Annotated in this window: 20 protein-coding genes; 9 read left to right on the plus strand and 11 right to left on the minus strand. The window is 74.1% G+C overall.

Annotated elements, in window-relative coordinates:
- Nucleotides 1–5 precede the first annotated feature (5 nt).
- The 3 genes from KPF22_RS08815 to KPF22_RS08825 are packed head-to-tail and all read left to right on the plus strand — an operon-like array spanning nt 6 to nt 2,147.
- Complete coding sequence (locus KPF22_RS08815) at nt 6–569, plus strand: VWA domain-containing protein (protein WP_224401691.1); 564 nt, start codon at nt 6–8, stop codon at nt 567–569.
- Complete coding sequence (locus KPF22_RS08820) at nt 566–1,564, plus strand: hypothetical protein (RefSeq protein WP_224401692.1); 999 nt, start codon at nt 566–568, stop codon at nt 1,562–1,564. Before KPF22_RS08815 ends, KPF22_RS08820 begins: the two co-directional genes overlap by 4 nt.
- On the plus strand, nt 1,551–2,147 hold the full coding sequence (locus KPF22_RS08825) for a hypothetical protein (protein WP_224401693.1): 597 nt from the start codon (nt 1,551–1,553) through the stop codon (nt 2,145–2,147). Before KPF22_RS08820 ends, KPF22_RS08825 begins: the two co-directional genes overlap by 14 nt.
- A gap of 8 nt (nt 2,148–2,155) precedes the next feature.
- On the opposite strand, the gene KPF22_RS08830 is transcribed toward KPF22_RS08825, so the two are convergent.
- The 3 genes from KPF22_RS08830 to KPF22_RS08840 are packed head-to-tail and all read right to left on the minus strand — an operon-like array spanning nt 2,156 to nt 5,369.
- Nucleotides 2,156–3,346, minus strand: a complete 1,191-nt coding sequence (locus tag KPF22_RS08830) for an OmpA family protein (protein WP_224401694.1) — start codon at nt 3,344–3,346, stop codon at nt 2,156–2,158.
- Nucleotides 3,343–4,092, minus strand: coding sequence for a vWA domain-containing protein (locus KPF22_RS08835; protein WP_224401695.1), 750 nt, complete (start codon nt 4,090–4,092; stop codon nt 3,343–3,345). The genes KPF22_RS08830 and KPF22_RS08835 overlap by 4 nt, the downstream gene beginning before the upstream one ends.
- Nucleotides 4,089–5,369, minus strand: coding sequence for a hypothetical protein (locus KPF22_RS08840; RefSeq protein ID WP_224401696.1), 1,281 nt, complete (start codon nt 5,367–5,369; stop codon nt 4,089–4,091). Before KPF22_RS08840 ends, KPF22_RS08835 begins: the two co-directional genes overlap by 4 nt.
- 121 nt (nt 5,370–5,490) lie before the next feature.
- Between KPF22_RS08840 and KPF22_RS08845 the strand changes: the two genes are divergently transcribed.
- On the plus strand, nt 5,491–5,892 hold the full coding sequence (locus tag KPF22_RS08845; protein WP_224401697.1) for a hypothetical protein: 402 nt from the start codon (nt 5,491–5,493) through the stop codon (nt 5,890–5,892).
- Here the strand turns inward: KPF22_RS08845 and KPF22_RS08850 are convergent.
- The 6 genes from KPF22_RS08850 to KPF22_RS08875 all read right to left on the minus strand — a co-directional run bounded on the left by KPF22_RS08850 (nt 5,858) and on the right by KPF22_RS08875 (nt 16,089).
- On the minus strand, nt 5,858–7,897 hold the full coding sequence (locus KPF22_RS08850; protein ID WP_224401698.1) for a hypothetical protein: 2,040 nt from the start codon (nt 7,895–7,897) through the stop codon (nt 5,858–5,860). The genes KPF22_RS08845 and KPF22_RS08850 overlap by 35 nt on opposite strands.
- The gene (locus KPF22_RS08855; RefSeq protein WP_224401699.1) at nt 7,894–9,006 is read right to left on the minus strand and encodes a hypothetical protein; all 1,113 of its coding nucleotides are present in this window, start codon (nt 9,004–9,006) and stop codon (nt 7,894–7,896) included. Before KPF22_RS08855 ends, KPF22_RS08850 begins: the two co-directional genes overlap by 4 nt.
- Nucleotides 9,003–10,442 (minus strand): hypothetical protein, encoded by a 1,440-nt coding sequence (locus tag KPF22_RS08860; RefSeq protein ID WP_224401700.1) that lies wholly within the window; start codon nt 10,440–10,442, stop codon nt 9,003–9,005. Before KPF22_RS08860 ends, KPF22_RS08855 begins: the two co-directional genes overlap by 4 nt.
- Before the next feature lies 1 nt (nt 10,443).
- Nucleotides 10,444–11,904 (minus strand): hypothetical protein, encoded by a 1,461-nt coding sequence (locus KPF22_RS08865; protein WP_224401701.1) that lies wholly within the window; start codon nt 11,902–11,904, stop codon nt 10,444–10,446.
- The gene (locus KPF22_RS08870) at nt 11,901–13,727 is read right to left on the minus strand and encodes a hypothetical protein (RefSeq protein WP_224401702.1); all 1,827 of its coding nucleotides are present in this window, start codon (nt 13,725–13,727) and stop codon (nt 11,901–11,903) included. Before KPF22_RS08870 ends, KPF22_RS08865 begins: the two co-directional genes overlap by 4 nt.
- 325 nt (nt 13,728–14,052) lie before the next feature.
- Nucleotides 14,053–16,089 carry a hypothetical protein gene (locus KPF22_RS08875; RefSeq protein ID WP_224401703.1) on the minus strand — a complete coding sequence of 679 codons (2,037 nt, stop codon included), beginning with the start codon at nt 16,087–16,089 and terminating at the stop codon, nt 14,053–14,055.
- A gap of 96 nt (nt 16,090–16,185) precedes the next feature.
- On the opposite strand from KPF22_RS08875, the gene KPF22_RS08880 reads away from it, so the two are divergent.
- Together KPF22_RS08880 and KPF22_RS08885 are read left to right on the plus strand one after the other, a co-directional pair.
- On the plus strand, nt 16,186–17,232 hold the full coding sequence (locus KPF22_RS08880; protein ID WP_224401704.1) for a hypothetical protein: 1,047 nt from the start codon (nt 16,186–16,188) through the stop codon (nt 17,230–17,232).
- 525 nt (nt 17,233–17,757) lie between these two features.
- The gene (locus KPF22_RS08885; RefSeq protein WP_224401705.1) at nt 17,758–18,192 is read left to right on the plus strand and encodes a hypothetical protein; all 435 of its coding nucleotides are present in this window, start codon (nt 17,758–17,760) and stop codon (nt 18,190–18,192) included.
- A 66-nt stretch (nt 18,193–18,258) separates the two neighbouring features.
- Here KPF22_RS08885 and KPF22_RS08890 read toward each other — a convergent pair whose 3' ends face one another.
- Nucleotides 18,259–19,224, minus strand: coding sequence for a helix-turn-helix domain-containing protein (locus KPF22_RS08890; protein ID WP_224401706.1), 966 nt, complete (start codon nt 19,222–19,224; stop codon nt 18,259–18,261).
- 175 nt (nt 19,225–19,399) lie between these two features.
- Here KPF22_RS08890 and KPF22_RS08895 point away from each other — a divergent pair, with 175 nt between their 5' ends.
- Complete coding sequence (locus tag KPF22_RS08895) at nt 19,400–20,242, plus strand: cupin domain-containing protein (RefSeq protein ID WP_224401707.1); 843 nt, start codon at nt 19,400–19,402, stop codon at nt 20,240–20,242.
- Between the two features lie 71 nt (nt 20,243–20,313).
- On the opposite strand, the gene KPF22_RS08900 is transcribed toward KPF22_RS08895, so the two are convergent.
- Entirely contained in the window at nt 20,314–20,829 is a 516-nt protein-coding gene (locus KPF22_RS08900; RefSeq protein WP_224401708.1) for an antibiotic biosynthesis monooxygenase, read from the minus strand.
- Nucleotides 20,830–21,034: 205 nt separating this feature from the next.
- On the opposite strand from KPF22_RS08900, the gene KPF22_RS08905 reads away from it, so the two are divergent.
- Entirely contained in the window at nt 21,035–22,543 is a 1,509-nt protein-coding gene (locus KPF22_RS08905) for a PLP-dependent aminotransferase family protein (RefSeq protein ID WP_224401709.1), read from the plus strand.
- 923 nt (nt 22,544–23,466) lie between these two features.
- Complete coding sequence (locus tag KPF22_RS08910) at nt 23,467–24,648, plus strand: DUF418 domain-containing protein (RefSeq protein ID WP_224401710.1); 1,182 nt, start codon at nt 23,467–23,469, stop codon at nt 24,646–24,648.
- The last annotated feature ends 387 nt before the right edge of the window (nt 24,649–25,035 follow it).

The raw sequence follows: 25,035 nt of genomic DNA on the forward strand, positions 1-25,035 counted from the left end.
CGCACGTGGGCACAGTCGCCGCTAACCTCGCGTCGACCGCGTTGCTGTGCATCGACGTCAGCGGTTCCATGTCGGGTCGTCCGCTCGAGGAGGCGATACTCGGCGGTGTCCAATTCCTGGACGAGGCCGCCCAGGCCGGGTACCGGTGCGGCCTCGTGTTGTGGCACCACGGGGTCGCGCGTCATGTTCCGGTTACCGCCGAGCCCGAGGAGGTCGGGCGCCAGCTGCGCGCGGCCATCTCGTCGGGCGGCAACGACCTGTGCCCGACACTTCGGGTGGTGATCACAGAGTTGGGGGAGCGGCCCGGGGACCGGGTCGTATGCGTGTTCGGCGATGGGGACGTCGGCCCGGAGGCGCCGGTCGCTGAGCTCGCCGCACAGGCCCGCGCACTCGGGATCCGGTTCGTCGTGCGCGGTCTGGGGTCGGGCGCGGCGGAGTGCCTGTCCCGCACGCTCCTCCCGGACTCCGCCTCAGAACCGGACGCGGGGCCGTTACGGACGGTGCACGACGTGGCCGGCCTCCGCGCGGGCATCGCCTCGATGGCGTCGTCGCTGCGGGGGCCCCGGTGAGCCCGCGCCGCCGCTACTTTGATGGCGTCGCCGGGCTCACCCAGTACCCGGCCGGCCCGCACGCGTCGGCCTGCGCGGAGGCAGTCGAGGGCCCGATCGGGCGGTTCGCCGCGACCGCGCCCGGCGAGCGGCCGCCTACCGGTCCGGGCCCGACCGCGGAACGCCTGCGGCACTACGAGGCCGGAGCGATGATGGCCCGGGCCGGCCTGGCCCGCAGCCGGCCCGACGCCGGCCGGACGGTGGACCGGACGAGCGCCGAGGACATCGTCGTCCTGCCCGGCGCGTACGACCGGGTGCAGGACGTCCTGGACCGCCTCGACCTGCCGTACACGATGCTGCCGCCGGCCGAGCTGGCGGGAACGACGCTGGACCCCAGCCAAATCCTGATCGCGAACTGCCCCGGCGACGTCGGTACCGGGATCGGGGAGGTCCGGCGGTTCGTCGCCGAGGGCGGGACGCTGCTGTCCACCGACTGGGCGCTGGACCGGCTGGTGGCGCAGGCCTTCCCCGGCACGGTCGAGCCGACCGGCGGGAGCACAGCCGACGCGGTCGTCGGGGTGCGGCCCGGCTGCGGGACGCATCCCCTACTCGAGGGTGCCTTCGGGCGCGGCGACAGCGCCCGGTGGTGGCTGGAGGTCGGCTCCTACCCGATCCGGGTGCGGTGGTGGTCGGGGGTCACCGTGCTGCTGGAGAGCGGGGAGCTGCGCCGCCGATGGGGCGCGTCCCCGGTCGCGGTCCTGTTCGGACACGGTCGTGGAGAGGTCTATCACATGATCAGCCACTTCTACCTCCAGCGCAGCGACGAGGCCGGGGCCCGCCCCGGGCGCAGTGCCCGGGAGTGGGCGAAACAGCGGGGCACCCGCTTCCGGCCCGGAGAGCTCGAGGGCATCACCGCCCGGCAGTTGGAGTCCGCGACGAGCAGTGCCCGGCTGCTGCTGAACCTGATCGCGGACAAGCGCGTGCGGGTGGAGGAGGACCGTCGTGCCGCAGGGTGACGCGGCCCGTCTGTGGGGCGCCGTCGGGGTCGTCGCGCTCGTCGTCCTGCTGGCCGGGGTGGCGTCGGTGCTGCTCCGCGGCATCCCCGAGCTCAGGAGCGCGACTGGGCCGACGACGGGTTCGGGTTCGACCACCGCGGCCAGCCCGTCGGTGACGGCGGAGCCGGCCGTACCGGCCGCCGGCGGGCTGGTCTCGATCGACACGGCGGCGGCCGGCCACCCGGAGTCCGCGGCCGTCGTCGACGTGCTGAACCGGCACTTCGAGGCGATCAACCAGGGGGACCACGCCACCTGGACGGGCACCGTCACTGCCCGCCGGGCCGCGGACCAGCCGGACAGCCGGTGGCGGGCGGACTACCGCAGCACCACCGACTCCGACGTGGTCGTCACCGGCCTGGCGAGCTCGGCGTCCGGGGTCGCGGTGGGGCTGCGGTTCGTCAGCACGCAGGACCCCGCCGACGCGCCGGCGGACCTGCCGGTCGGCCGGATCTGCTGGGCCTCGACCTGGCCGCTGACAGACGACGGGTCCGGCCTGCGGATCGACGTCCCGGCCCGCGGCTCGACCAGCATGTCCGCCTGCTGAGACGGCCGTCAGCCGGCGATCGTCAGCACCACCCGGCGGTTCGCCGCGGCGGCCGCGAGATCGTGCACGCCACCCGGCCACTCGTCCACCGCCGGGTCGGTGGAGCCGACCCCCCTGGCGCGCACGTCCTCCCGGGCGACGCCGAGCGCGACCATCCGGTCGGCGACGGCGCCGGCGCGGCGGGACGAGATGCCGGCCTGGTAGGCGGTGTCGCCGAAGTCCGCGCTGTGCCCGGTGACGGTCACCCGCGCCCCGGCGGTCATCGCCTCGACCACCGGTGCGAGCACCCGGTCGGCGCTGTCCAGCAGCGCGGCGCTGCCCGGCGCGAACAGCACCGCGTCCGGCACGGTCACGGTCCGCGTGCTACCCATGGTGACCGTGGCGGTCGCCGGGACCGGCACCATGTCGGCGGGCAGTCCGGTAGCCGCCGTCGCCTCAGGGAGGGGCTCGCGGTCGATCACGAGCCGGCCGGCGGGGACCCCGGCCCGCAGCAGGCTCTCCGACCAGATCCGCTCCAGGTTCGCGCGCACCGGCTCTGGCAGCGGATCCGCCGTCCCACCGATCCCGGACCAGATCACCGCGACGCCGTCCAGGCCGTCGGTGAGCAGGCCGCGGGCGAGCTGGTCGGCGACCTGACCGGGGTCGGCGTCCAGCCCCGCCGCACCGAGGTCGAGGGGGCCGGCCGTCGCCACTCCGTCGGAGATCACCAGCAGTCGCACCGGTCCGGAGCGCGCGGCCTCGTTCAGCGCGCCAATGAGGTCCGACCCGGGAGCGGTCGGAGCTGCCTCCGGTCCGGTGACCAACTGCCACACGCAGTCCGGGACGAGGGCGCGGGCCCGGTCCGCCTGGTCGGATTGCACGCCGGGGGCCGGGTCGAGGGCCAGCCCGCGCAGCACCGTGCGCGGTGCGGCGCCCGTGCCGTCGACGGCGATCACGTCGAGGACGCCGCCCTCGCCGGCGGCCTCGCGCAGGCCGGTGCGAACGGCGCCGGTCGGGACGGGCGGCTGCCCGGACGCGGTCGCGTCGACGATCAGCGCCGTGCGGGGCGCGCCGTCCGGCGGGGGTACCGCGCGGATCCGGGCGCAGTCCTCAGCGTCGGCGCCGGGGGTGGCCGCCGGGTGCGTTCCGGCGGTACCGCACCCGGTGAGTACGGCGATCAAAAGGGCGAGCAGGGTGCTGAGCAGGGCCGGGCGAGTCATCGTTCCTCCAGGGTCTGCCGGGTGATGGCGGCGATCGCGCCGCCGAGGGCGACGGCGGTGTCGTCGGCGTCGTGGCCGTCGAACCGGATCGGTGCGGCGGCGGGGAAGGTGGTGCTCCACTGCGCGGGCACTTCCACGTCCTCGCCCGGGGCGAGCAGCTCGAGGTCGTGCACGTCGTGGGCGGTGAGGACGGCGCGTCCGCGGTCCGCGGTCGCGGGCAGGTCGGCGAGCAGGCCGTCGGACAGCAGCAGCACCGCGCGGTCGCAGGGCCCGCCGGGCTGCGCGCGCACCTGGTCCAGGACCGGGCCGAGGTAGGTGGTGTGGCTGTCCCGCACGGCCGCCGCGACCGCCCCGTCCGCCGGGCGCAGCGCGTCCACGGTGGTCACCGGCAGCCGGACAGCGGACCGTTCGGCGAAGTCGACCACCGTGATCTCGTCGTCTGGGCGGAGGTTGTCGCCGGCCCAGCCGAGCAGCTGGGCGAGCGCGCTGTCCCGGGCTCCGGCGTAGCCGGCCATCGAGCCCGAGACGTCGACGGCGATCACCAGGCGCAGGCAGGACGGCCCCCGGGCGCCGGTCAGCCGCTGGCCGGCCAGGCTCCGGTCGCGCTCCGGCAGCAGCGCCCACCCCGCCGCGGTCAGCAGCGCGACCGCGGCGAGAATCGCGAAGAGCCGGCGCGGTGATCCGGTACGGCGCAGGCGGGCGTCGCTGAGGCCCGTACCGCGCCCCAGTGTGGCGGGCCCGCTCACGACCGGCTCCCAGTGACGTGCCACGGCATCCGGTGTCCGTTCGCGCTCCGTGGAGCCGGCACGACGACCGGAGCGGCGCCGGTCCCGCCCACCGCGGTCAGTCGCCGTCGCAGGTCCTGGAGGATCTGCGCGCTGTCGCCGCTCCCGGCCGGCGGGTATGCGGCGAGGACGTCGATCGCGTCCGCGACGTGCCGGAGCGGGAACGGGATGTGGTGGTCGCCGTCGAGGATCCGCTGCCGCCCGGCATGCGGCAGCGCCCGGCCCTCGGCCCCGCCGGCGTGCGCCGGGACGGCGGGCCCCGCGACGGCGGCGGGTGCGTCCGCCGTCGTGACGACGACCGCGTCGGTGATCAGCGTGTCCCCCGCGACGACGACCAGCTCGGCCGCGGTCAGCGCGTCCTGCACCCGGGTGCGCAGCACGTTCCAGGCGTTCCGGGTGCGCGCGTCGGCGGCCAGCACCGCGGCCGCGGCCCGGGCGGTCCGCCGGCGGTCGGCTCGCACGTCGCGGTCGCGGCGGACGCGGTCCTGGTGCGACTGCGAGACGCCCAACGCGCGCAGCAGCACGTCGAGCACGACGACGAGCCCGAACACCAGCGCCATGGCGGCCGCCGGCACGGCCACCGCGCCGATCCCGGCGCCCGCGGTGAACCGCCAGTGCGCGAGCCACCCGATCACGGCCACGGACGCCGCGGCGAGCGAAAGACCGCTGACCGCGCCGATCCGCTCAAAGCGCCCGACCCCTGGGTAGCCACGCAGCAACCGGTGGGCCAGGGTGCCGCCCAGCCGCGCGCCGGCCACGCCCAGCAGCGGGGTGACCAGCGCCAGCAGGCCGGCGGCCACGTAGGCCGGGGAGTACCAGGGTGACCTCCGGTCGATCTCGGCCGCCCAGGTCGCGAACCAGAACGTCCACTCGAACGCGACGAGCACCACCTCGACTGCGGTGACCCAGCGTTCGCCGACGGCCGGCCGGTGCACGTCGACCGGGGTGGCCAACCGGGCGCGCTCGGCCGCGGCCGCCTCGCGCTCCCGGTCCGCGGCGCCCGGGCGGGAACCACCGGACCCGTGCGCGGCCAGCGCGGCCGCCGCGGAGGTCGCGGTGGACACGAGATCGCGGGCGCCGGTACGCAGGCCGCGCCGTCGCCGTCGCTGGGTGGCCAGGGCTCCGGCGAGGACGGCGCCGCCCACTCCGAGCCGGGCATGGGGGCCGACGCTGCTACCCAGCACACGGGCACGTCGTCGTTCGGTGCTCGGGTACCCGAGCCATCCGGCGGGATCCATCGGTGAGCCTCCTCGTACGGGGTCGATGCCTCGGGTACCGATCCCGGTCCGGCGGGATCCGCGGCGTCCGGGATCGGTAGGAGGGGTGGGGCCACCGGGGACCCGGACGCGGAGGACACCGATGATCACGAGCCTGGTTCTGACGGCTGTCGCGCTGCTGGTGGGCCTGGTGGCCCTGCGTGCGTTCGGAGGCCGGAGCAGGGCGGACGTCACGACGGCGGACCTGGCCGTGCTGCTCTCCGCGGGCGAGGTCGGGCAGGTGCTCTACACGCTGTTGAAAATCGACGCGTCGCTCGGCCTGCCGGCCGGGTCGCTCGTGCTGATCGGCGTCGTGTGCCTGGGGATGGTCGTCGGCGGGGTGCTCGTGCGGTGGATGGCCGCGGTCGTCACCGGGGTCGGTCTGCTGGCGGCGGTGACCGACGCGCTGATCAGCGACGGCCCGGCGCTCGCGGGGAGCCTGCTGCTGACGATCGTGTCCCTGTGGGTGGTCATCCGCCTGCTGCGGCTGATCGTCCCGCGCTGAGCGCGGGCACCGACCAGTCGACAACGGTGTCCGCGCGGACCGGGTCGAGGTAGCTGCGGGCCCGCTCCAGCGGCTCGGCCAGGGCGGCCGAGCCCCACGGGGTGCGCAGCTGGACGGGCAGGCCGAGGGCGGTCCGCCCGGCGCCGGCGGGTACGGCACCGGATCCCGCCGCCTCGGCGGATCCGCCGCGCCTGCCGTGATCGCCCTGTTGCGGGTCCTGACCGACATGGGCGAGCAGCTCGTCGAGGGAGTCCGCGGGCTCGGTGGACGGCTCCGGCAGGCTCGCCCCGCGCACCACCTCTAGCAGCTCACCCAGCTGACGGACGTACCCGAGGGCCGCGGCCGACCGGCACGCCAGCGCGAACCCCTCGGCCGCGATGCCGGCCCATCGGCGGCGGCGCCCCGCATCGGGCAGCGTGAACCGGACCGCGTCCAACGCGAGCGCCGCCGGCAGCGCGACGTCGTAGGCCCGGGCCGTCTCGCCGTCGTCGAACAGCATCCGGGCACGGTGCACGGCGGTGCGGGCGGCGAGCACCCCCGACCCGGCGGCCAGCTGCAGTGACTCCAGCTCCGCCAGCCCGGCCAGCGAACCCGGCCGGTCACCGGCGTGCTCGGCGAGTGCGACGCGCGCGGTGACCACCGTCATGCCCAGCCAGCGCAGCATCCCGTGCCCGGCCCCCGGTGGCGGGTCGTCGAGGCAGAGCCGGGCCGCGGCCAGCGCGGAGCGGGCGGGCAGCGGGGAACCCCGCCGCAGCAGCCACATCGCGTGCTCCAGGTCGACGACGAGGGCCTTGATCGGTTCGCCCGCGTCACGCAGCAGCGCGAGGGTGCACCGGTGCAGCCGGTCGGCCCCAGCCTCGTCCCCGGCCTCCCGGGCCAGCACCTCGGCCATGTGGGACGCGGTCGCGTCCCGGTCGAGGCCGCGCCCGCCCGTCTCCCGCAGCAGGGCCGCGGCTCGCTCGTCGCCTCTGGGGTCACCCGCGTAGACGATGGAGAGCAGCTGGGACCGGACGGTGTCGGCGAGCTCCTCGTCGCCGTCGTGCACGGCCTGCGCGAGCGCCCGGCGCAGCGGCGCCTCGGCGGACACCGCATCCCCCAAGGTCAGGGCGGCGTTGCCCTCGGCGAAGTCGAACCGCGCCCGCCAGCCGGCGACGACCGCCGGATCGTGGTCGAGCGCGTCGTACTCGGCGCGGGCCGTCGCCGCCCACCCGCGGATCTCCGCCATCGGTGCGCTCAGGTCGGCTGTCGCGACGGTCACGAAGAACAGCAGGTGCACGGCCTCCTGGTCGGCGCCGTGGCGCCGGGCGAACGCGCGGGCGGCGAGCGCGTCGTCGCGCAGCCGGCGGGGATCCCACCGCCCGCCCGCGACCTTGAGCACGTCGATCGCGTACACCGACGCGTTCGTCCCGCAGATCCGTGCGTCGTCGAGCTCCCCTGCGCGGGCGAACAGCTCGCAGGCGGTGGTCCAGCGGTCCCGCAGCTCGACGGCGCCCGGCCGGGCGGCCGGATCCGGGAGGGAGGTCAGCAGGTTCGCCGCGGACGCCGCCGCCGCCGCGGCCGACGACGGGTCGCCCGCCGTCTCCCACAGCTCGCCCGCCCGGTCCCAGTGCGCGACCGCGGCACCGTCCCGGTCCTGGGCTTGCGCGATGAGCCCCAGCAGGATCTGCGCCCGTGCCGCTTGTTCCGGGTGGACGTCCGGGTCCAGCCGGCCGGCGACGTGCTCGGCCCGGGTCCGGGCGCCGTCGAGATCACCGTCGTCGCCGTCTAGTTCGGCCAGCCGGAGCGCGGCCGCCGCGGCCGTGGGCTCCCGGTGCGGGGGCGACAGGAACGCGGCGAAACGCGTCACCGCCACGGCCGCCCGCCGGGCCGCCTCGACGTCGTCGTAGGTGCTGGTGAGCACGCCGGCCAGCTCGGCGAGCAGGTCGTCACCGGCCCGTGCGGCGATCCGGGCGAGTTCGGCGTCGTCCGCGTCACCGGCGAGCACCCGTGCCGCAGGGCCGGTCATCCGGCGTCCGGGGCGAGATAGGTGACCAGCGACGCCCACAGCAGCGGCACGTCCTCCACCGCGCCGTGCGCGCGCCAGGCGGCCAGCCGCGCCCGCTGCCATTCCCCGAGTGCGGCCAGCGGGTCGGGGGAGCCGTGCGCGTCGTCCACGGCCATGCCCAGCGCCCGGGTCGGGCAGGTGTCCGGGCGGGTGCGGTCCACCGGCAGCATCCACCGGGTCGCGGTCACCAGCCCGGCACCGGCGTTGATCGCCGCGACCGGCATCCCGGACTGCTCGAAGCCGGCGCTGTCGTCGCTGCCGCAGGCGATCAGCGCGATCCGCGGCGGCGCCGGGAACCGCTCCGGCTCGGCCAGCCACCGGAACGCGGTAAACAGCTCCGCCGCCCGGCCCGGCCCGGTCAGCACCAGACCGGCCGCGGCCGGGGCGTCGTCAGTGCCCGGTTCGGCGTGCCCGTAGTAGACCAGCCGGGACGGCCGCCCGTCGGTCAGCTGCCGGGAGAGCGCGGCGACCCCGAACCGGCCGCGCTGCGGATGGATCACCTCGGCGTCGTCGCACAGCTCCCACCACGGCCCCACCCCACGGGGGCACAGTCGGCCGTGGGTCTCCGGGCCGGGGTCGACGATCCGCAGCACCGGCCCGTCGGCGCCGGCGTCGGGCAGCCGGGACCGCCCGACCTGCAGGGTCGCCGGCAGGCCCGCGACGACCGTCGCGCACTCGACGAGCCTGCGGTCGCCCCGGTCGTCGACGGCCACGGCGTCCCACGGGACCCGGGCAAGCCAGCCGCGGACCGCCACCGAGACCGTGTGCCGCCCGGCGGGCCGGGCGAGCAGCGCGTCGCGTAGCGCCCTCGGGAGCAGCCGCCGGCCCAGCACGACGGCGAGGTCGCACTCCGAGCCCCGCGAGGACAGCGCACCCGACCAGGACCGCTCGGCCAGCTGCTCCGATGTCGGCAGAGCGTCGGTCACCAGCCGGCGGACGAAGCCCATCCGGGGCAGCAGGCCGGCGTCCACCGGTCCGTCCGGCGCCTGCCCGTCGACGACGAGGGTGAGCGCCCACACCACGTCGTCGCCGAGCGGTTCCATCGAGAGCCACCAGGCATGCTCGTTCATCCCCACCACACCCCGGGGCCGGTCAGCGCGTGCTCGGCGGCCAGCGGACGCCAGCCCGGCCGGTCCAGGTCCGGGACCGCGACGTCGGCCGCCGTGACCGGCTCCCCGACGTCCGTCCACGCACGACCGATCGCGGACGCCTGCCGGTCCTCGCCCGCGCGGACGAGGACTGCCCGGCGCAATCCCGCGCACCGGGCGGCGCAGCGCAGGGCGAGGGCGCGGCGCTCGTCGTCCGGGTGGGTCTCGGCGACCTCGTCGTGCAGCGCCTCGGCCTCGCGCAGCGCCTCCGCGGCGACACCGTCCGCCGTCACGCCGGTCCCGGCCAGCCGCACCAGCGTCACCCCGCGGGCGGCCCACCGCAGCGCTCGCGCCCCGACCGCGTCCACCCCGAGGCGGGGTCGCCGGCGGTCGGTCGCGTCGAACACGTCCACGGCGAGACCGCCGGGCCCGGTCGCGGTCGGGCGCAGCCGGGTTCGGCCGCGGAACCGGGTGCCGTCCGGGCTGCGGTGCAGCGTCGAGCGCCCGAGCGGGAACGGGTCGCTGGGTGCGTATACCCGGAACGCCAGGCCCGGATGGTCCGGGCCGCCCGGGCGGGCCCGCACATTCACCTCGATCACGTCCCCGCTGACGGTCCAGCTCACCGTGTCCTCCGCGGTGTCCAGCACCCCGCGCGGCACCTGGTGCCAGTCGACCGATCCCCGGTACCCGGGGTCGTCTGCACCCCCGGCCGCGCCTGCGGCGGCCGGTTCGCGGCCGCCGACCTCGGGGATCGCGGCCAGCGCGGACCAGTCGATCGTGCGCCCGGCGGCACCGAACCGGCGCAGTGCCTCGCCGAGATCCTGTTCGTGGCGCAGCCGGTCGGCCGTCGCCGCGTCGAGTGGCGCCCATTCCAGGGTCGCGACAAGCGCGGATGCGAGCAGCTCGGGCAGTCCCGGCGGGGTCGGCGGCAGGCCGGGGATGCGTGCCAGCTCCGACAGCCGCGCCGCGGTGGCGGCGGAGCCGCTGAGCAGACCCTGCGCGGCGGTGTGTTCCCAAGCGTCGAGTTCGGTGGCGGTCGCCGCCACGCCCTCGTCCAGGTCCAGCAGCGCAGCCGGCAGCACGTCCGGGCCGTGGCGGCGCAGCCAGCGGCACAGCCCGGCCCGGCGCACGGCGGCCCAGCCGGAGCCCGGGCTCCACGCCGTCGTGACGGGACCGTCGGCGGCCCGCCGGACGGCGTCCAGTGCCGCGGGGCCGAGCAGCTCGGCGACCGCGGGGCCGGCCTCCGCCGGGTCGCGCAGCACCAGCAGCGGCGGGTCGTCCGGCGCCGCCGGGTCTAGGTGCACCTCCCCGCCGGGCAATGCGACGATCGCGCGCCCGGCCGGGCAGGCCGGTACCGGCCCGGCCAGCAGCGCCCGTCCGGCACCGGACCGGACGACAATCTCGTCGGCCGTGGCCATCTCAGCTCGCCTCCGGGAGGTCGTGCATGAAGTCGAACACCGCGTCCGCGCTGAGCGCCCCGTCCAGGCCAGCGACGATCTCGGAGTAGAGCTGCCGCCACCCCGCCTCGTCGCCGTCGAGCATCATCGCCGTCATCCGCGGGGTGCGCGGGTCGAGCCCGAGCACCCCGAACGTGCGCTGCTGCGCCTCGGTGAGGTCGGCGGCGGCCGCTGGCGGCTCGTCCGGCGAGCGGTCGGCGGCGGACGAGACCGCCGGCTGAGGTGGGCCGTCGGGCGGCTCGTCGTACTCCAGGAGGTGCCGTTGGAACGCGCCGCGCAGCTCCCGGACGAGCCCGGCCCGGTCGACCGGGGTGTCCCACTCGACCTCCCGGCCGTGCAACCGGTGCCACACCCGACGTGCGACGGCCCTGCCCAGGGACGCGGCATCGAGTTCCAGCACCTCGGCGAGGTCGGTGTTCGCCGTCCACTCGACAGCGAACGCGGCGACGGCGCGGGTCAGATCAGGGTCCGGGCCGACCGGCAGCGGGTCCGCCGCCTCCGACCACGCCGCGAGCAGGCCTACCCCGTCGACGTCGCGGACCAGAGCGCGGCGCGGGTTCGGGCGCAGTGCGTTGGCGACTGCCGTCACCCCGGCCACGTGCCCGGTCACGGCCAGGCCGAGCGGGGCGGCGGCCCGCCTCAGCTCCTCGACGACGATCACCGACGGATCCCCGCCGAGGTAGCGGCGGGTGATGTGGCGTTCCGGCGCCACGCCGGGCGCCGCGATCCGGGAACGGTTGTCGAAGTAGCGGCGGTAGCGCAGGTGGACCGGGCGGTCGGTGCCGGCTTGCCAGTCGCCGGTGCGGCCGTACATCGGCGGTCGCTCGGCCCGGCCAAGGCCGAGACCAACGGCCGATGGCGGGGCGGCGGCCCGGTCCTTCGGCCAGACGCGGTCCCACTCCGGGTCGGCGACCGCATCGAACGCAGGGCGCTCCAGGCGCAGTGTGCGCAACGGTCCCTCCCGATGGGAGCTGGCCTGGTAGCGGTCGGCGGTCTCTGCGAGGTCCGCGACGGTCGGGTATCGCCCGTGCCGCCAGTGGAAAGCACCGACGACGCCCAGGGCCCAAGAGCCGACGTCTCGGGGCGTCACGGTGACGCCGCCGGCCCGCAGCGTGGCGACCGTCTCGTCCTTCATCGTGCGGGCGGTCCGGGACAGGTCCCGGACGACGTCCCAGCCCGGACCGCCGAGCCAGCGCTGCAACGCCACCGCCTCCTCGGGGTCCAGCCGCACAGTCGAGCGGACCCGGCCGCCGCCGGACTCGGTGTGCGCGGCCAGCCCGAGCCACCGGGCCGCCACCGCGCGCCCCAGCCGGCGCCGGGTGTCGCTGGCGCCGAGCCCGTGCATCCATTCCGGCGCCCCACCCGCCGTGTGCCGGGCCCACACCGCGGCGAGGACCTCTTCGAGGGTGACCGTGTGCGTCATGTGCCGCCTTCCCGTTGCCCGTGTCCGGCTGCCCGTGGTCGCCAATGCGCCACCGCATCAGCGCGCAACGGGTGGCTGTAGTGCCGCGCATCGTCCAGCGCGTCGGCGAGAGCGTGGCCGCCGGCCGGCCCGCTCCACGGCGTCCGCAGCTGCGCGGGCAGCCCGAGACCCGTGCGCCCAGGATTCCCGGCCGCGGCGACGACGGCTGCTCCCGACAGTGTGGTGTCCTGCGCCATCGTGGTCGGCGCCGATGCCGGGGGCGCCGTGACATCGGCGAGGTCGGCGAGCGTGCGGGCGAGGTCACCGGGGCCGCCCTCGTCCGGGTCGGCCAGCGCGACCGGGATCGCGTGCCCGCGCACGACCTCGAGCAGCTCGGCGACGAGCCGGGGCCGACCGCAGGCGACGGCGGCCCGGAACGATGTGTCGAACCCGGCGGCCGCCACACCCGCCCAGCGCCGGCGGCGCCCGGCGTCCGGCATCATGAACCGCAGCGAGTCCACGGCCAGCGCGGCGGGAAGGGCGGTTTGCAGCGCCCCGCCGGGGTCGTCGTCGAGCAGGTCGCGGGCCCGGTCCAGCGCGATCCGCGCTGCCAGCAGCCCCGCGCCGAGCCCGAGCAGCTCGTCCTCCAGCTCGGCCAGCCGGTCGCGGCGCTCCTGCCGGTCGCCCGCCAGGTAGGCGATGGCCCCGCGGAGCTGGGCCAGGGTGAACGCCACCCGGACCACGTCGTCGACGGCCGCGGTCCTGGGGTCGTCGCGCAGCCGCTCCAGCTCGGCGATGCTGCGCAGTGCACCCGGCCGGTCGCCGTGATCGGCCAGCCGCACCAGTGCGGCGAGCCCGGCGAACGTGGCGGCGCGTGCGGCCAGACCGTCGCCGGCCGCGGTGCTGGCGGCCCGCTCGAACTGCTCCGCCGCGTCGTCGACCCGCCCGTCGGCCAGTGCCGCGACGGCCTGGAGCGCCAACGCACCGGCCCGGAGCTCCGGGATTGACCAGCGTTCGGGTGAGCCCACCTGCGCTCCGGGCACCGCGGTGCCGTCGCCGGCCGCGCCGACGGCCAGCAGCATCGCCTCGGCCCCCTCGATCTCGTCCCGGCTGCCGGACATCCGCAACTCCGGCAGGGCGGCGTGCAGGAGGGACTCGGCCTCGGTCAGCCGGTAGGCGGTCAGCAGGGCGCGGGCCTCGAACAGGTCGACCCGCGCCAGGTCGATGCGGTTGCCGGGCCCAGGCAGGCCGAGCAGGACGCGTGCGGTGGCGAACCGCGGCAGCGCCTCGGCCACCGGAAGCCCGGCACCGCACGCGAGGTGCGTCGCCAGCGCTCCCAGCTGCCCGGTGAGGTCGTCGGGTCCGTGCCGGTGGCTCAGCGCGTGCGCCGCGCCGACCAGCTCGGCGGCGCGGGCCTCGTCGCCGTGGACGCGCAGTGCCGCGACCGCCTGAGCCGCCGCGGCCGCGGCCTCCTCCACGCAGCCCCGGATCCAGTCGGCGGTCCCGTCATCGGCCGTGTACTCGCTGCGGGCGACCAAGTCCGCGGACTCCGCCCAGAGCGCGAGCGCCTCGTCGATCGGGGTGTCCGGCAGCTCGGCCAGCGCGGCGCAGGCGAACGCCGCGTCGATCGGCCGGTCCTGTTCCCGGAAGCCGTGCTCGGCCATCCGGAGCAGGGTGCGGGCGTCGCCGAGAGCGGGATCGTGGCCGGCGCAGCGGCCGGCCACCCAGGCCCAGTCCGGCAGCGCCTCGGGCAGGACCGCGGCCACGTCGTCGGCGCATCGCCGGACCAGCATGGCTGCGGTCTCCCGGTCGTCGTTCAGCTCCGCCTGCACTGCAGCGGTCATGTCGAGCTCCGCCCGCTCGCGCCGATCACTCGACACGGGCACCTCCGGGGCGGGCGCCCGCCCCGGACGTCCCGCTCAGCGGCGGGCGCGCAGGGGGTCGGGCGTGCTGACGAAGTTGTCGTCGTCGTCGTCTCCACCGGTCATCGCGATCGCTCCCGTTCGGTCGTGTCCGGCGGATGCCGGACACTCCCGGTACCGATCCCGGTCCGGTGGCGACGGTGCGGGCACACGGGAGGGGCTGCCCGCACGGATCGGTCACGTCCACCTCCCACGATCGACGGCGGCGGGTGCCGCGACACCGCAGTCGGTGCCGGTGCGCCGGTCGTTACCGCGGCGGGTGGGCATGTTCCGGTTCGCCCCGGGGCTCAGCCGTCTCCGGCCCGACCAGCGCGTCCAGCCGCCGTTGCAGATCTTCGATCTCGACGTGCCTGGCATGCGTGCCGGTGACCCCGGCCGGTGTACTCCGCTCCCACCGCCGGGCGTGCCCGAGCAGCTCCGCGACCAGCGCGCGGTCGTCCGGACGGGTGCCGGGCGCATCCAGCTCGGCGGCGAGCAGCACCGCCGGGGCGGCCAGCAGTGCGAGCCGGTAGGCCTGCTCGGTAGTCGCGGTGAGCACGGCGTCGGTGCCGGGTTCCTCGAGCACCGAACGAATCCAGCCGAGGCCCTCGGCCGCGTGCCCCCGGGCCCGCTCCGGCGAACCCTCGGCTAGCGCCGCTGCCGCCTGGGCTCCTGCTGCCCGGGAGGCGATCTGGAGCGCGTGGCGCAGCGGCTCGTCGGGGCCGCCACGGTCCCGGAACTCCTGCCGGGCCGGGATGACCACGCTGCGGTATAGCCGCATCGCGAGCGCTAGATCCTCCGGCGACCCGGGGTGCGACGCGAGAAACGCGGCGTAATTGTGCAGGTGGAACCCCACCATGCCGGGGCCGGGCTCGGTGACCCGCCCGGGGTCGAGCTCGACGGCGTCGAACCAGACCCGCCAGCTCGCGCGCAGCCGTTCGTCGAGGACTCCCGGGGACGGCAGTCCGGGCTGCCGTCCGGCGTTGTGCCGCCGGATCGCGTTGATCTCGATGTTCGCCGCGCCGAGGATCTCCGCGGTCGCTCCGCGGTCGAGGCTGCCGGCCCGGTAGGCGTCGATGCAGTCCCCGGCGGCGGTCAGCAGCGTGTTCAGCGGGGCGGACAGGTCGTGCTCGGTGCTGTGCCGCAGGCACTGGACAATGATCAGCGCGGCCCGGCAGCGCACGACCGCCCGGACCGGGTCGTCGTCGGCGAGCACGGATTCCGCGAGTTCCGCGGTGCGCTCGGCCACCTCGACAGCGCCGGTCCGGTGGCGTTCCCGACGCCGCGGAGTGGCCAGCACGTGCCGGACGACGCCGAGCAGCGCGAGGAGCGTCGCGCGCCGGCTCAGCGGGGGTGCGGTACCGAGTGTCGCGGCGTCCGGCGGACGCGGGAGCGGTGGGTCCGGTGTCGCCGGCAGCACCTGCCCGACGAACTCGTGCACCAGCCGGGTCGGCGGGACCAGGGCCTCCACGACGACCTCGCCCGGGCGCCGCTCGGAGAGCCACAGGTGGCTGGAGTCCTGAAGCGACCCGGCCGCGCGCAACCGGCGCAGCAGCCGGTCGACGATCTCGTCGTGGCGCAACCTGCGGGCAAGCTCGGGCCCGGACGGATCGTCCAGACCGAGGGCGGCGAAGGTCGCGTCCACGAGTTCGAGCTCGTTCGGCTGCGAGGGCGAGCGCGGACGGTCCGACGAGCTGATCTCGCAGCGGGTGAAGGGCGTCGAGCCCAGCGAGTCCGCGCGCGGCAGGTCCCATGCCGACATCAGCTCGCGCTGGACTGTGCGCGCGCCGGTGCCCGCCGCGACCAGCGCGGGCTGTGAGCGGAAGGTCTCCACCACCAGCGCCGCCCAGGCCGCGAGGCGCAGCTCCGGATCGAGCGGTGCCCCCGTCGCGTCGCGCAGCAGGGAGAGGGCGTCGTCGATCGACCGCCGCACCGGGTCGAGCAGCCGGTTCACGGCCGTCAACAGCACCGCGGAGCGGGTGTCCGGGCCGAACCGGTTGAGCGTGGCATTGGCGATCTCATTCGGCAGGTTGCCGCGCTGCGCGGTGACACCGACCCGATCGATGATCCCCCAGACCTCACCGGCCGCCGGGCGGACCGACTGGGAGCGGGTCGGTTGTGGCGCTCCGCGGGCGATCTCGGACAGCGTGATCCGGCTGTGGTCGCTGACCCAGGTCCGGGGTCCGAACGGACCGTCTTCCCAGGTGACCCCAAACAGCGGGCCGACCTTACGCGCGAGTCGCGCTGGGACTATCCCCGCGCGGTCTTCGGGGATTTCCGGTATGCGCGCCGGCAGCAGCGTCATGCGATCAACTCCTTGATCGGATCCTAACCGGTAGTGCAGGGCATCGTGGTCGTCTTCGCCGTTTACAAAATCTGCCTCAAGTCGTAAAAAGTATGCATGACCACCTTGTATCGCCGTCCTCCTCGGGTCCGGGCCGGTCTTGCGGCCCTTGGGCAGGGCTCGCGCGCCGAGGTCCTGCGGGCGGTGTGGTGGGAGACGCGCACCGTGCGTGCAGTCATCCACCGTCACGCGCTGCGTGACGGTTGTGATCTCTCGCTGCGTTCCGGATCCACCGTGCTCGGCGCCGGGAGGGGCGTCCCCGGGACCGGCGCCGATCTGGTCGTAGCTGGGGACTGTCCGTGCCGGGACTACGTGATCGACGTGTTGGCGGGAGCCGACCGCTTCCTGGCCGGGCGGAAGCTGTCGAATCCGGCGGGAGCGGTGCGTCGGCACATCCGGATGCGGCTGTCTGGAGACTGGATCCGCGACCGGCGTGCCGCGGCTGGCGCTCAGACCCGGATCGATCGCATCCGCCGGGGCGGACGCGCACGGTTACTACCGGACGAATTCCACCGCGCGCTGCTCGAGTATCTGGTCGACGAGGCTGGGTTGCCTGCGCCGCTTAACGGCGAGGAGCATCTGCTGCGACGACTCGCCGAGCGAGCCGCCGCGGAGTTTGGCGGCAGTACCGACGAGTGGCTGGAGAAGGCGCGGTCAGCGATGCCGGCGGTCAGCCGGGCCGGTCGCTCCGGTCCGCGCTTCCACATGTCTGACGGGCGGTCGTTGACCTGGTGGGATCGCTACGTTGACGAGCCGCTCGGCCGCCGTCCGCACCCGGGTGTCCTCAGCCTGGACACGCCCGACGATGGTGCCCGCATCTTCCACGTCGTGGCCGGAGCCGACTGCGGGTCGACGAATGCGGGACCTGATGAGACCGTCGTACGCGCATTGGTCCTGTTGCCCGCGGATCATGATCTTGTCGAGGGTGTGCGCCGGACCGTGCATGACTTGGTCGGGCTCGAGGCGGTGCCGGCTGGCGTCGCCGCCCGGTTCCTCTCCGACCCACAGCGGATGGATGTCGTCGTCGAGGTGTTGCGCTCCCTCGCCGCGGATATCAGAGCGAGCCGCCCGTCGGTGGCCGTTTGTCGCACCGTGGGGACGTGACCCTGTGACCTCCCCTCTATGGCACTCACTCCGGCTAGCAGGACACCATGAGCACTCGGGAGGTGGTAAACCTTCCATGACCGAGCGGGGCGTGCATCAATCCTGGTGCGAACTCTTGTCGAACCGCGGAGGATCTTGCACCTGCTGAGGTCGCGAGCGCTGCTGTCGTGCAGGTCAGTGGTCTGGGTGGGAGGTCACGGCTGCCTTCCACACTGGCTACGCGGGTTCGATTCCCGTCGCCCGCTCCACGCTCTGACCAGCGCGAAACGCAGTCTGATGCAAGATCGACAGACAGACTCGTGACACGGAGCATGACACGAGCGCCTCTAGCGTTCGTGTCATGGCTCGTCTCCGGCCCAGGCCCGTGGGGCGCCAGAAGGGCAGCATCGACGTCCTCCCGAGCGGCGCGTTGCGCGTGCGCGTGTACGCCGGTCAGGACCCGATCACCGAGCGCCGGCACGACCTCGTCGAGATCGTCCCGGCCGGCCGGATGCCGAGAAGCAGGTGTACGCGGTCCGGGACCGGATGCTGCGTGACATCGAGGAGCGCCGGAGCCCGCGCACCAGCGCGACGGTCGCGCACCTGCTGGACAAGCACCTGGATCAGTTCTCCGGGGCGCCGAACACATTGCAGCTCTACCGCGGGTACGTGAAGAACCACATCGAGCCGCTCGTCGGCAGGCTCGAGGTCGGCGAGCGGGACGCAGAGATCCTCGATTCGTTCTACGCCGAGCTGCGCCGCTGCCGGGATCCACTGCACCGTCGGGCCTGTGGCGGACGGGCCACCAGATCGCCGGCTGAGAGGCCGACGGATCCTGCGACGTGGTGTACTCCGCGCCGCTCGGTGACGAGACGATGGTCATCCTCGAGGGGTCTGGGGGCCCCGATCACCTGGACCTCGAAGACCCCGTACGTGAAGAAGTTCTGGGTCATCACGAACGAAGCGGTACCGACCGCCTGATCCACGGTTCCCCCGCCGCGGACGCCGGCGGGGCCTCGTCGTGCTCCGCCAGGGCTGCCGGGCGGTTCACCGGCGGCTGCGGAGCCGGCACTCCCGTGGCGTCAGCCCGAACCGCGCGGTGAACTCCCGGCTGAAGAACGAGGCGTTGGTGAAGCCGTGCTGCGCGGCGATCCGATGGATCGGCAGGTCGCCACCGCCCGGTCCGGACAGCGCCCGCCGGCACGCGTCGAGACGGCGCGCCTTGATCCATCCGGCGACGGTCAGGTCGTGGCGGGCGAACAGGCGGTGCAGTGTACGGGTGGAGATGTAGAGCTCCTGCGCGATGCACCCGGCATCGAGTCCGGGGCGGGTCAGGTTGTCCTGCACGAACTCCTGCACCTGCACGAGTAGGTCGTGCTGCGGGTCGACCGGGAGGTGCCCGGCCGCCTGATGGTGGTCGGTGGCCGCGAGTACGGCGAGCTCCATCACCTCGTCGGCGAGCCGGACGGCAGTGGTCGGTGCGAGCGGTGTCGACGGGGAACGGTCGTCGGCGAGCCGGTCGAGCATGGGAGCGAGCAGGGTTCCCACCGCGGATGCCGGCGAGACGGTGCGCGCGGTGAGCGCTTCGAGCTCGAGGTCGGTGAACGGTACGCCGTTGCGCGGCCAGGTGTAGACGCGCATGTCCCAGGAGCCGTCGAGGCTCCAGGTGAAGGGGCGGGTGGTGTCGTAGAGCGCGAACCCGCCGTCGGCCACGACGCACCGGCGGCCGTCCTGCTCCAGATAGCCGGTGCCGCTGCGGATCACGCCGACCGCGAACACGTCGGACTCGGACGCCGTGACCAGTGCGCGGGTCCGCCGGAAGGTCTGCGGCACGGACCGGACCCTCGCGACCTGGAGGTGCCCGATGTGCCGGGTCCGCACCGCGCCCCGAAGGTCGGACGGACCGTGCGTGGTGATCTGTAATGGGACGAAGCGGTCCCGGATCAGGTCGGCCCAGTTCGTCAACGAGTCGGCTCGCTCGACCGAGGCGTCGACGGGACCGGAGCTGGGCACTCGCACAGAGTACGAGCAGACGTGGTCCACGTCACTGCGTTGCGGCCGGGTCTGTGCGGCTGGCGCCGTGGTGCAAGTCGGTGGCGGCGGGAGAACACAACCGACGACGACCGGTGCCTAGCGTGCTGTGCGTCACGGTTCCGGCCCGCCCGGGCCGGGCAGAGAGGAAAAGGCGATGACCTCGGTAGCTGAGTACAGGGTGCACGGCAGCACGCCGAACCCGGCCCCGGAGGAGTGGGGGCCGTTCGAGTGGGACGAGCCCCGTCTGGGCAGACAGGTCGCCGGCGAGATGACGGTCTTTCGTCCGCACGGCACCAGCGGTTCGCTGCAGGCCGGATTCTGGCGCACCGGTCCGACCGCGCCCGGTGCGAACCCGGACGGTTCGCACACGATCGTCTACTCGTCCCCGCTGGGTGACGAGACCGCGGTCGTTCTCGAGGGATCGGCGACGGTCACCGTGAACGCCACCGGCGAGAAGCACGAGCTGGTCCCCGGGTCGGTGCTGAGCCACCCCAAGGGCGTCGAGCTGACCTGGGAGGTGCGAGCCCCGTACTTCAAGAAGTACTGGGTGATCTGGGACGGCACCGACGTGAACCCCGCCGCGCCGACGGAGGTCACGGTCGTCAACCACAACGACAACCCGCAGGAGTGGGCCGAGTACCACTTCATCGAGCCCGCCGAGGGGCCGCAGGTGGCGGGGGAGCTGTTCTTCATCCGGGAGGGCGGCTCCACCGGCACGCACCTGAGTGGGGTGTGGCGCTCGGGCAAGGGGATCGCCGGCTCGGACACCGACCCGGACGGCACGCTGCGGACGCCGTACACGGGGGTGCTGGGCGACGAGACGATCCTGCTGCTGGAGGGGGAGGTCGAGGTCCGCGAGACCGAGTCCGGGAGGGTGACGAACTACCGTGCGGGCGACCTGATCGGTCTCAACTCGGGCCAGCACATCACCTGGACGTCGAAGGGGCCGTTCACCAAGAAGCTCTGGGTGATCACCAAGGATCGGCTTCCGGAGTGACGGTCTGCTGCCGGTCCGTTCGCGGACCGGCAGCAGACCTGCCTCCGGCGCCCGGCTCGGCGTCGGGGCCGTCAGGACCGCGCGGGCTCCTGCTCCGTGCCGGCTTCGGCGCTGCCGCCGTTCGGGGGACCGTCGAGCTGGTCGAGCGGGACGTCCTTGAACACCGCGAAGCTCGACGGCTGTTCGGTCATGTACGGGAAATGGAACCCGCACTTGGGGCACTGCTCGCGCAGTACGGCCTGTTCCTGGGCGAGCTCGTACTTCTTGTCCTGCAATTCGTTACAGCAGGGACAGATGCGCAGCAGTCGAGTTCCGACCAGTTCGAAGTTCGTGATGATGTCTTCCATGATCGCGCCGTTGGCTGCCCAGGCCTTGGCGTGCTTGTGGTAGGTGTCGGTGTGCCAGTCGTAGAGCGCTTCCTTGCTGGTCCAGAAGCTGCACTCGTTGTACCAGCTCCGGTCGTCGGGGTGCTCCCACCAGGTCAGGTGCAGGAATCCCGGGAGCTGCATCAGGTGGTGGCGGGTGTCGCCGAAGACCACCTTGAACTTCTCGTAGGCGTCCGGGCTGGAGAATCGGACACGTTGCATGCTGAGGTAGATGGGCACGGTTTCGGATCTCCTCGAGATGGGTGGCGACGTCGTCGGGAATCGACCGGCGGGCGCCCGCATCCGGCGGTGCCGTGTTGCGGGTCGATGACATTCGGAGTGTTTTTCTGGCTACCGGTTGGTTCCTGAGATTAGCGTTCACTCATGGGTTTGCCAGAGCCAATTCACGAGTGGGCAAGGGAGCCACGTGAGACCTGTCGGTAACACCCCGGAGGGCGACGGGCACCTGACCGCTGCCGGCGGCGCGGGCCCCGTGCCGGCGTACAAGGCGTTGTACGAGCAGCTCCGTACCGCCATCCTGAACGGGCAGTTCGCGGCCGGAACCCGTCTTCCCCCCAGTCGCTCGCTCGCCGAGGAGACGGGCCTGTCGCGTAATACCGTGCTCGCGGCCTTCGACCAGCTCCGGTCCGAGGGGTACATCGACGGCCGGCAGGGATCGGGGACCTACGTCGCCCGGATCCTGCCCGAGCAGATGACCACCGCGGAGCCTGCCGTCGGCCCGCGGTCGACCGTGGTGCCGGCCCGGGCCCGGCTGTCGGCTCGGGGGGAACGACTGGTGCGGACCCGGCGGGTGCCGCTGCCCGCGGTGCTGGGCAGCCGGCCGCGCGGCACGTCGTTCCTGATCGGGCTTCCCGCGCTGGACGCCTTCCCGTTCGAGACCTGGGCGAAGCTGTACGCGTCCCGGTTCCACCGGTCGGCGCCGCAGCTCATGCGCTACGACGACCCGGTCGGTTACCGGCCGCTTCGGGAGGCGATCGCGGGCTACATCGGGACGGCGCGCGGGGTGCACTGCACCGCCGAGCAGGTCCTGATCACGACCGGATCGCAGCAGGCGCTGGAGTTCTGTGCCCGGATGCTGCTCGATCCCGGTGACGCCGCGTGGCTGGAGGACCCCGGCTACCTCGGCGCCCGCGCGGCCTTGGTCTCGGCCGGGGCGCGGATCGTGCCGGTCCCGGTCGATGCCGACGGCCTCGACGTCGCTGCCGGGATCCGGTGCGAGCCGGCCGCCCGGCTGGCCGTGGTGACCCCGTCGCACCAGTTTCCGCTGGGACACACGATGTCGCTACCGCGCAGGTTGTCGCTCATCGACTGGGCGAACGATCACGACGCGTGGATTGTCGAGGACGACTACGACGCCGAGTTCAGGTATGCGGGCAGGCCGCACGCTGCGCTGGCCGCCATCGACCCGCTGCACCGGGTCATCTACGTCGGAACCTTCAGCAAGGTGCTGTTCCCCGGGCTGCGGCTCGGTTACGTCATCGCCCCGCACGAGCTGGTGGATGCGTTCGCCGCCGCGCACCTGAGCGCCGACATGCACGCCCACCTGGCGGACCAGGCGGTCGTCGCCGACTTCATCGACCAGGGGCACTTCGCACGTCACCTGCGTCGGATGCGCGTGCTCTACGCCGGACGCCAGCACGACCTGGTGCGCCGGGCGCGGGCCGCCGACCTGCCGCTGGACATCGCCCCGTCGGAGGGCGGCCTGCACCTGGTCGCACGTCTCACGGACGGTCGTGACGACGGGACGGTCGCCCGCACGGCGCTGCGCCGCGGGGTGCACGTCTGGCCGCTGTCCGCGCACTACCTCGGGGACGCGCGCGAGCAGGCCCTGCTGCTGGGCTACGCCGGTACGACGGCGGAGGACATGCGCACGGGGACCGAGGTGCTGGCCGACGTCCTCGGCCGGCGACAGTGACCTCGGGATGGACCCGGTTGAATCCCCCCGGCGTGTCCGGAGAGCGAACGGGTTGACTGCTCTGGCTCGGGTCGGACGTCGTGGTGACGGTAGTGCGCGGTCTCGAGTTCGTCCGGTTTGGCCCCTTGATGTCCGGCGCGCATCAATCGTGGTGCGAACTGCCGCCGAACCGCGTGGGTTCCTGCACCTCCAGTACCCACCGACGTTGCTGTCGTCTCAGGTCAGAGGTTGTGTGAGAGGTTTCGGCTGCCTCTGGCTACGCGGGTTCGATTCCCGTCGCCCGCTCCACCCTCTGACCAGCACGAACGCAGTCTGATGCACCATCGACGGACAGACTCGTGACACGGATGGCTTGTCTCCAGCCCCAGGCCCGCGGGGCGCCGGAAGGGCAGCATCGACGTCCTCCCGAGCGGCGCGCTGCGCGTGCGCGTCCGCGCCGGCCAGGATCCGATCACCGAGCCACCCCCTCGTCCAGCGATCGTCGGCCGTTGCGAACTCGGGTCGCGGAGACGATTCGGTCCACGAGGGTGCCTGCGGTGTGGTCTTCGCGGAGGGTCTGAATGGACTCGAAGAAGTCCTGCAGGGTCTCGTGGACGATCGCGTGCGGCCACGTGGTGCTGGGTCTTGCTCATCCGGGCTCGGCCGTCGGCGGGCGCCACACCGGCGTTCGTCATCGCCCCGATCGCCGCTGCTCTCGGCCCGTCCGCGTCGATCGCGAACCCCCGCACGTTCAGGGGCCGTCCTCTCGAGGTCGTCGGATCAGCTACGAGTGCAGCTGAGGCGGGGCACCGCGGCGCGGCGTCCGGGCCGGTGTGCCGATGACGGGTAGGCCGAGGGGCGAACGAGGCTCCTCCCTTCGTAGGAGCGTGGTCCTCCGCCGGAACGATGCGCAGCATCGGGTGGGATCAATACCGTGCCGTCCCATGTCGCGAACCCGTCGGACCGCGGTCGGTGGGGTCTCCCCGACACCGGACTCGGAGCGCCTCCTGGCGCCGGACCTGGCGCGGGGGGTGATGCTGCTGCTCATCGCCCTCGCCCACTCCCGGATGCTGCACGCGGGTGGGAACCTGCTCGCCAGGCCTGCCGGTGGTGGCCCGGTGGACGTCGCTGTGCAGTGGCTTCTGACCTCGGTCGTCGACGGGCGGGCCGCGCCCCTGTTCGGGCTCCTGTTCGGCTACGGCCTGGTACAGATGACCCGGCGCCAGACCGGCCCGGGTGGGGACGCCGCGAACGCGCGGCGGCTGATCCGGCGGCGCGGTGCCTGGCTGGTCGTGTTCGGCATCGCCCACGTCGTCCTGCTCTACAGCGGTGACATCATCGGTTCCTACGGCATGTTCGCGCTGCTGTTCGCGGGGGTGGTGACCTGGTCGGGGCGTCGGTTGTGGACGGTGTTCGTGGTCACGCTCGTGTTCGGGGTCGCGTCTGCTACTGCTTTGCAACAGTTCGCTGCGGACGCTCCGCTGGCTGTCGGGGCGACCCTGCTCGACAGCGCGGTGCTGCGTGCGTCCGCCCTCGTGGTGTTGCCCCTCGCCGGGTTGAGTGTCGCGCCCGCGGTACTGATCGGGGTCTGGGCCGGCCGGATGCGGCTGCTCGAGCAACCCGACCGCTACCGGCGTCTCCTGACGCGGGTCGTGCTGGTCGGTTTCCCGGTGGCGGTGCTGGGCGCGCAGCCGGTCGCGCTGCAGGCGGTGGGTGTGTGGGCTCCGGGCTCGGTCGTGGCCGGTGGGCTGGCCGAGGTGACGTTCGCGGCGACCGGTGTCGCCGGGGGGCTGGCTTTCACGGCCGCGATCGCGCTCGTGGCGGACCGCCTCGGGCGGCGGCGCGGACCGGTCACGAACGCGTTGGTCGCCTGCGGTCGCCGGTCGATGACCTTCTACATCGCGCAGTCGCCGGTGTGGTTCGTCGCCACCGAGCCGGCGTTGCTCGACCTCGGCGGGCGGCTCGGCGCCGCGACGGCTGCCGCGGTCGCCGTCGCCACCTGGGTGATCACCGTGGTCGTCGCCGCTGGTCTGGATCGCGCGGGCCGGCGCGGGCCGGCCGAGGCTCTGTTGCGCCGCCTCACCTACGGCGCCGGGCGGACTGCTCCGCGTCCGGCGACAGCCTGACCACGTGCGCAGGGCGCGTCAGCATCACTGCGTGTGCGGGAGCTGCAGACAGAACAGGTTCAGTGCCACCTCGCAGGGCTGGACGGCGGTCGCAGGACGGGACGCCGACCGAGCAGCACTCGACGTCGATCACCACGCTGAGGCGGTCCTCGTCGCTCGCAAGGTTGCCCGGGGCGAGATCTCCATGGACCCGGACCGGCCTCCGCGCTGGCACGGTTCCGGCCACTACGCCGGACACTCCGTCGCCGATCACCGCGGGCGGTGTCGTCCGGTCGCGGCAGTCGCCGCGCCGGGCCGGGCCTCCAGGTCGAGGGGATGCCGCGGCGGGTGTCGTCGACGCCCCGGACCCGCACGTTGCGCCGCCCCGGTGCGGGGCGAGGTAGGCGA

This window comes from Pseudonocardia sp. ICBG1034 (assembly GCF_020131375.1).
GTDB lineage: Bacteria > Actinomycetota > Actinomycetes > Mycobacteriales > Pseudonocardiaceae > Pseudonocardia > Pseudonocardia alni.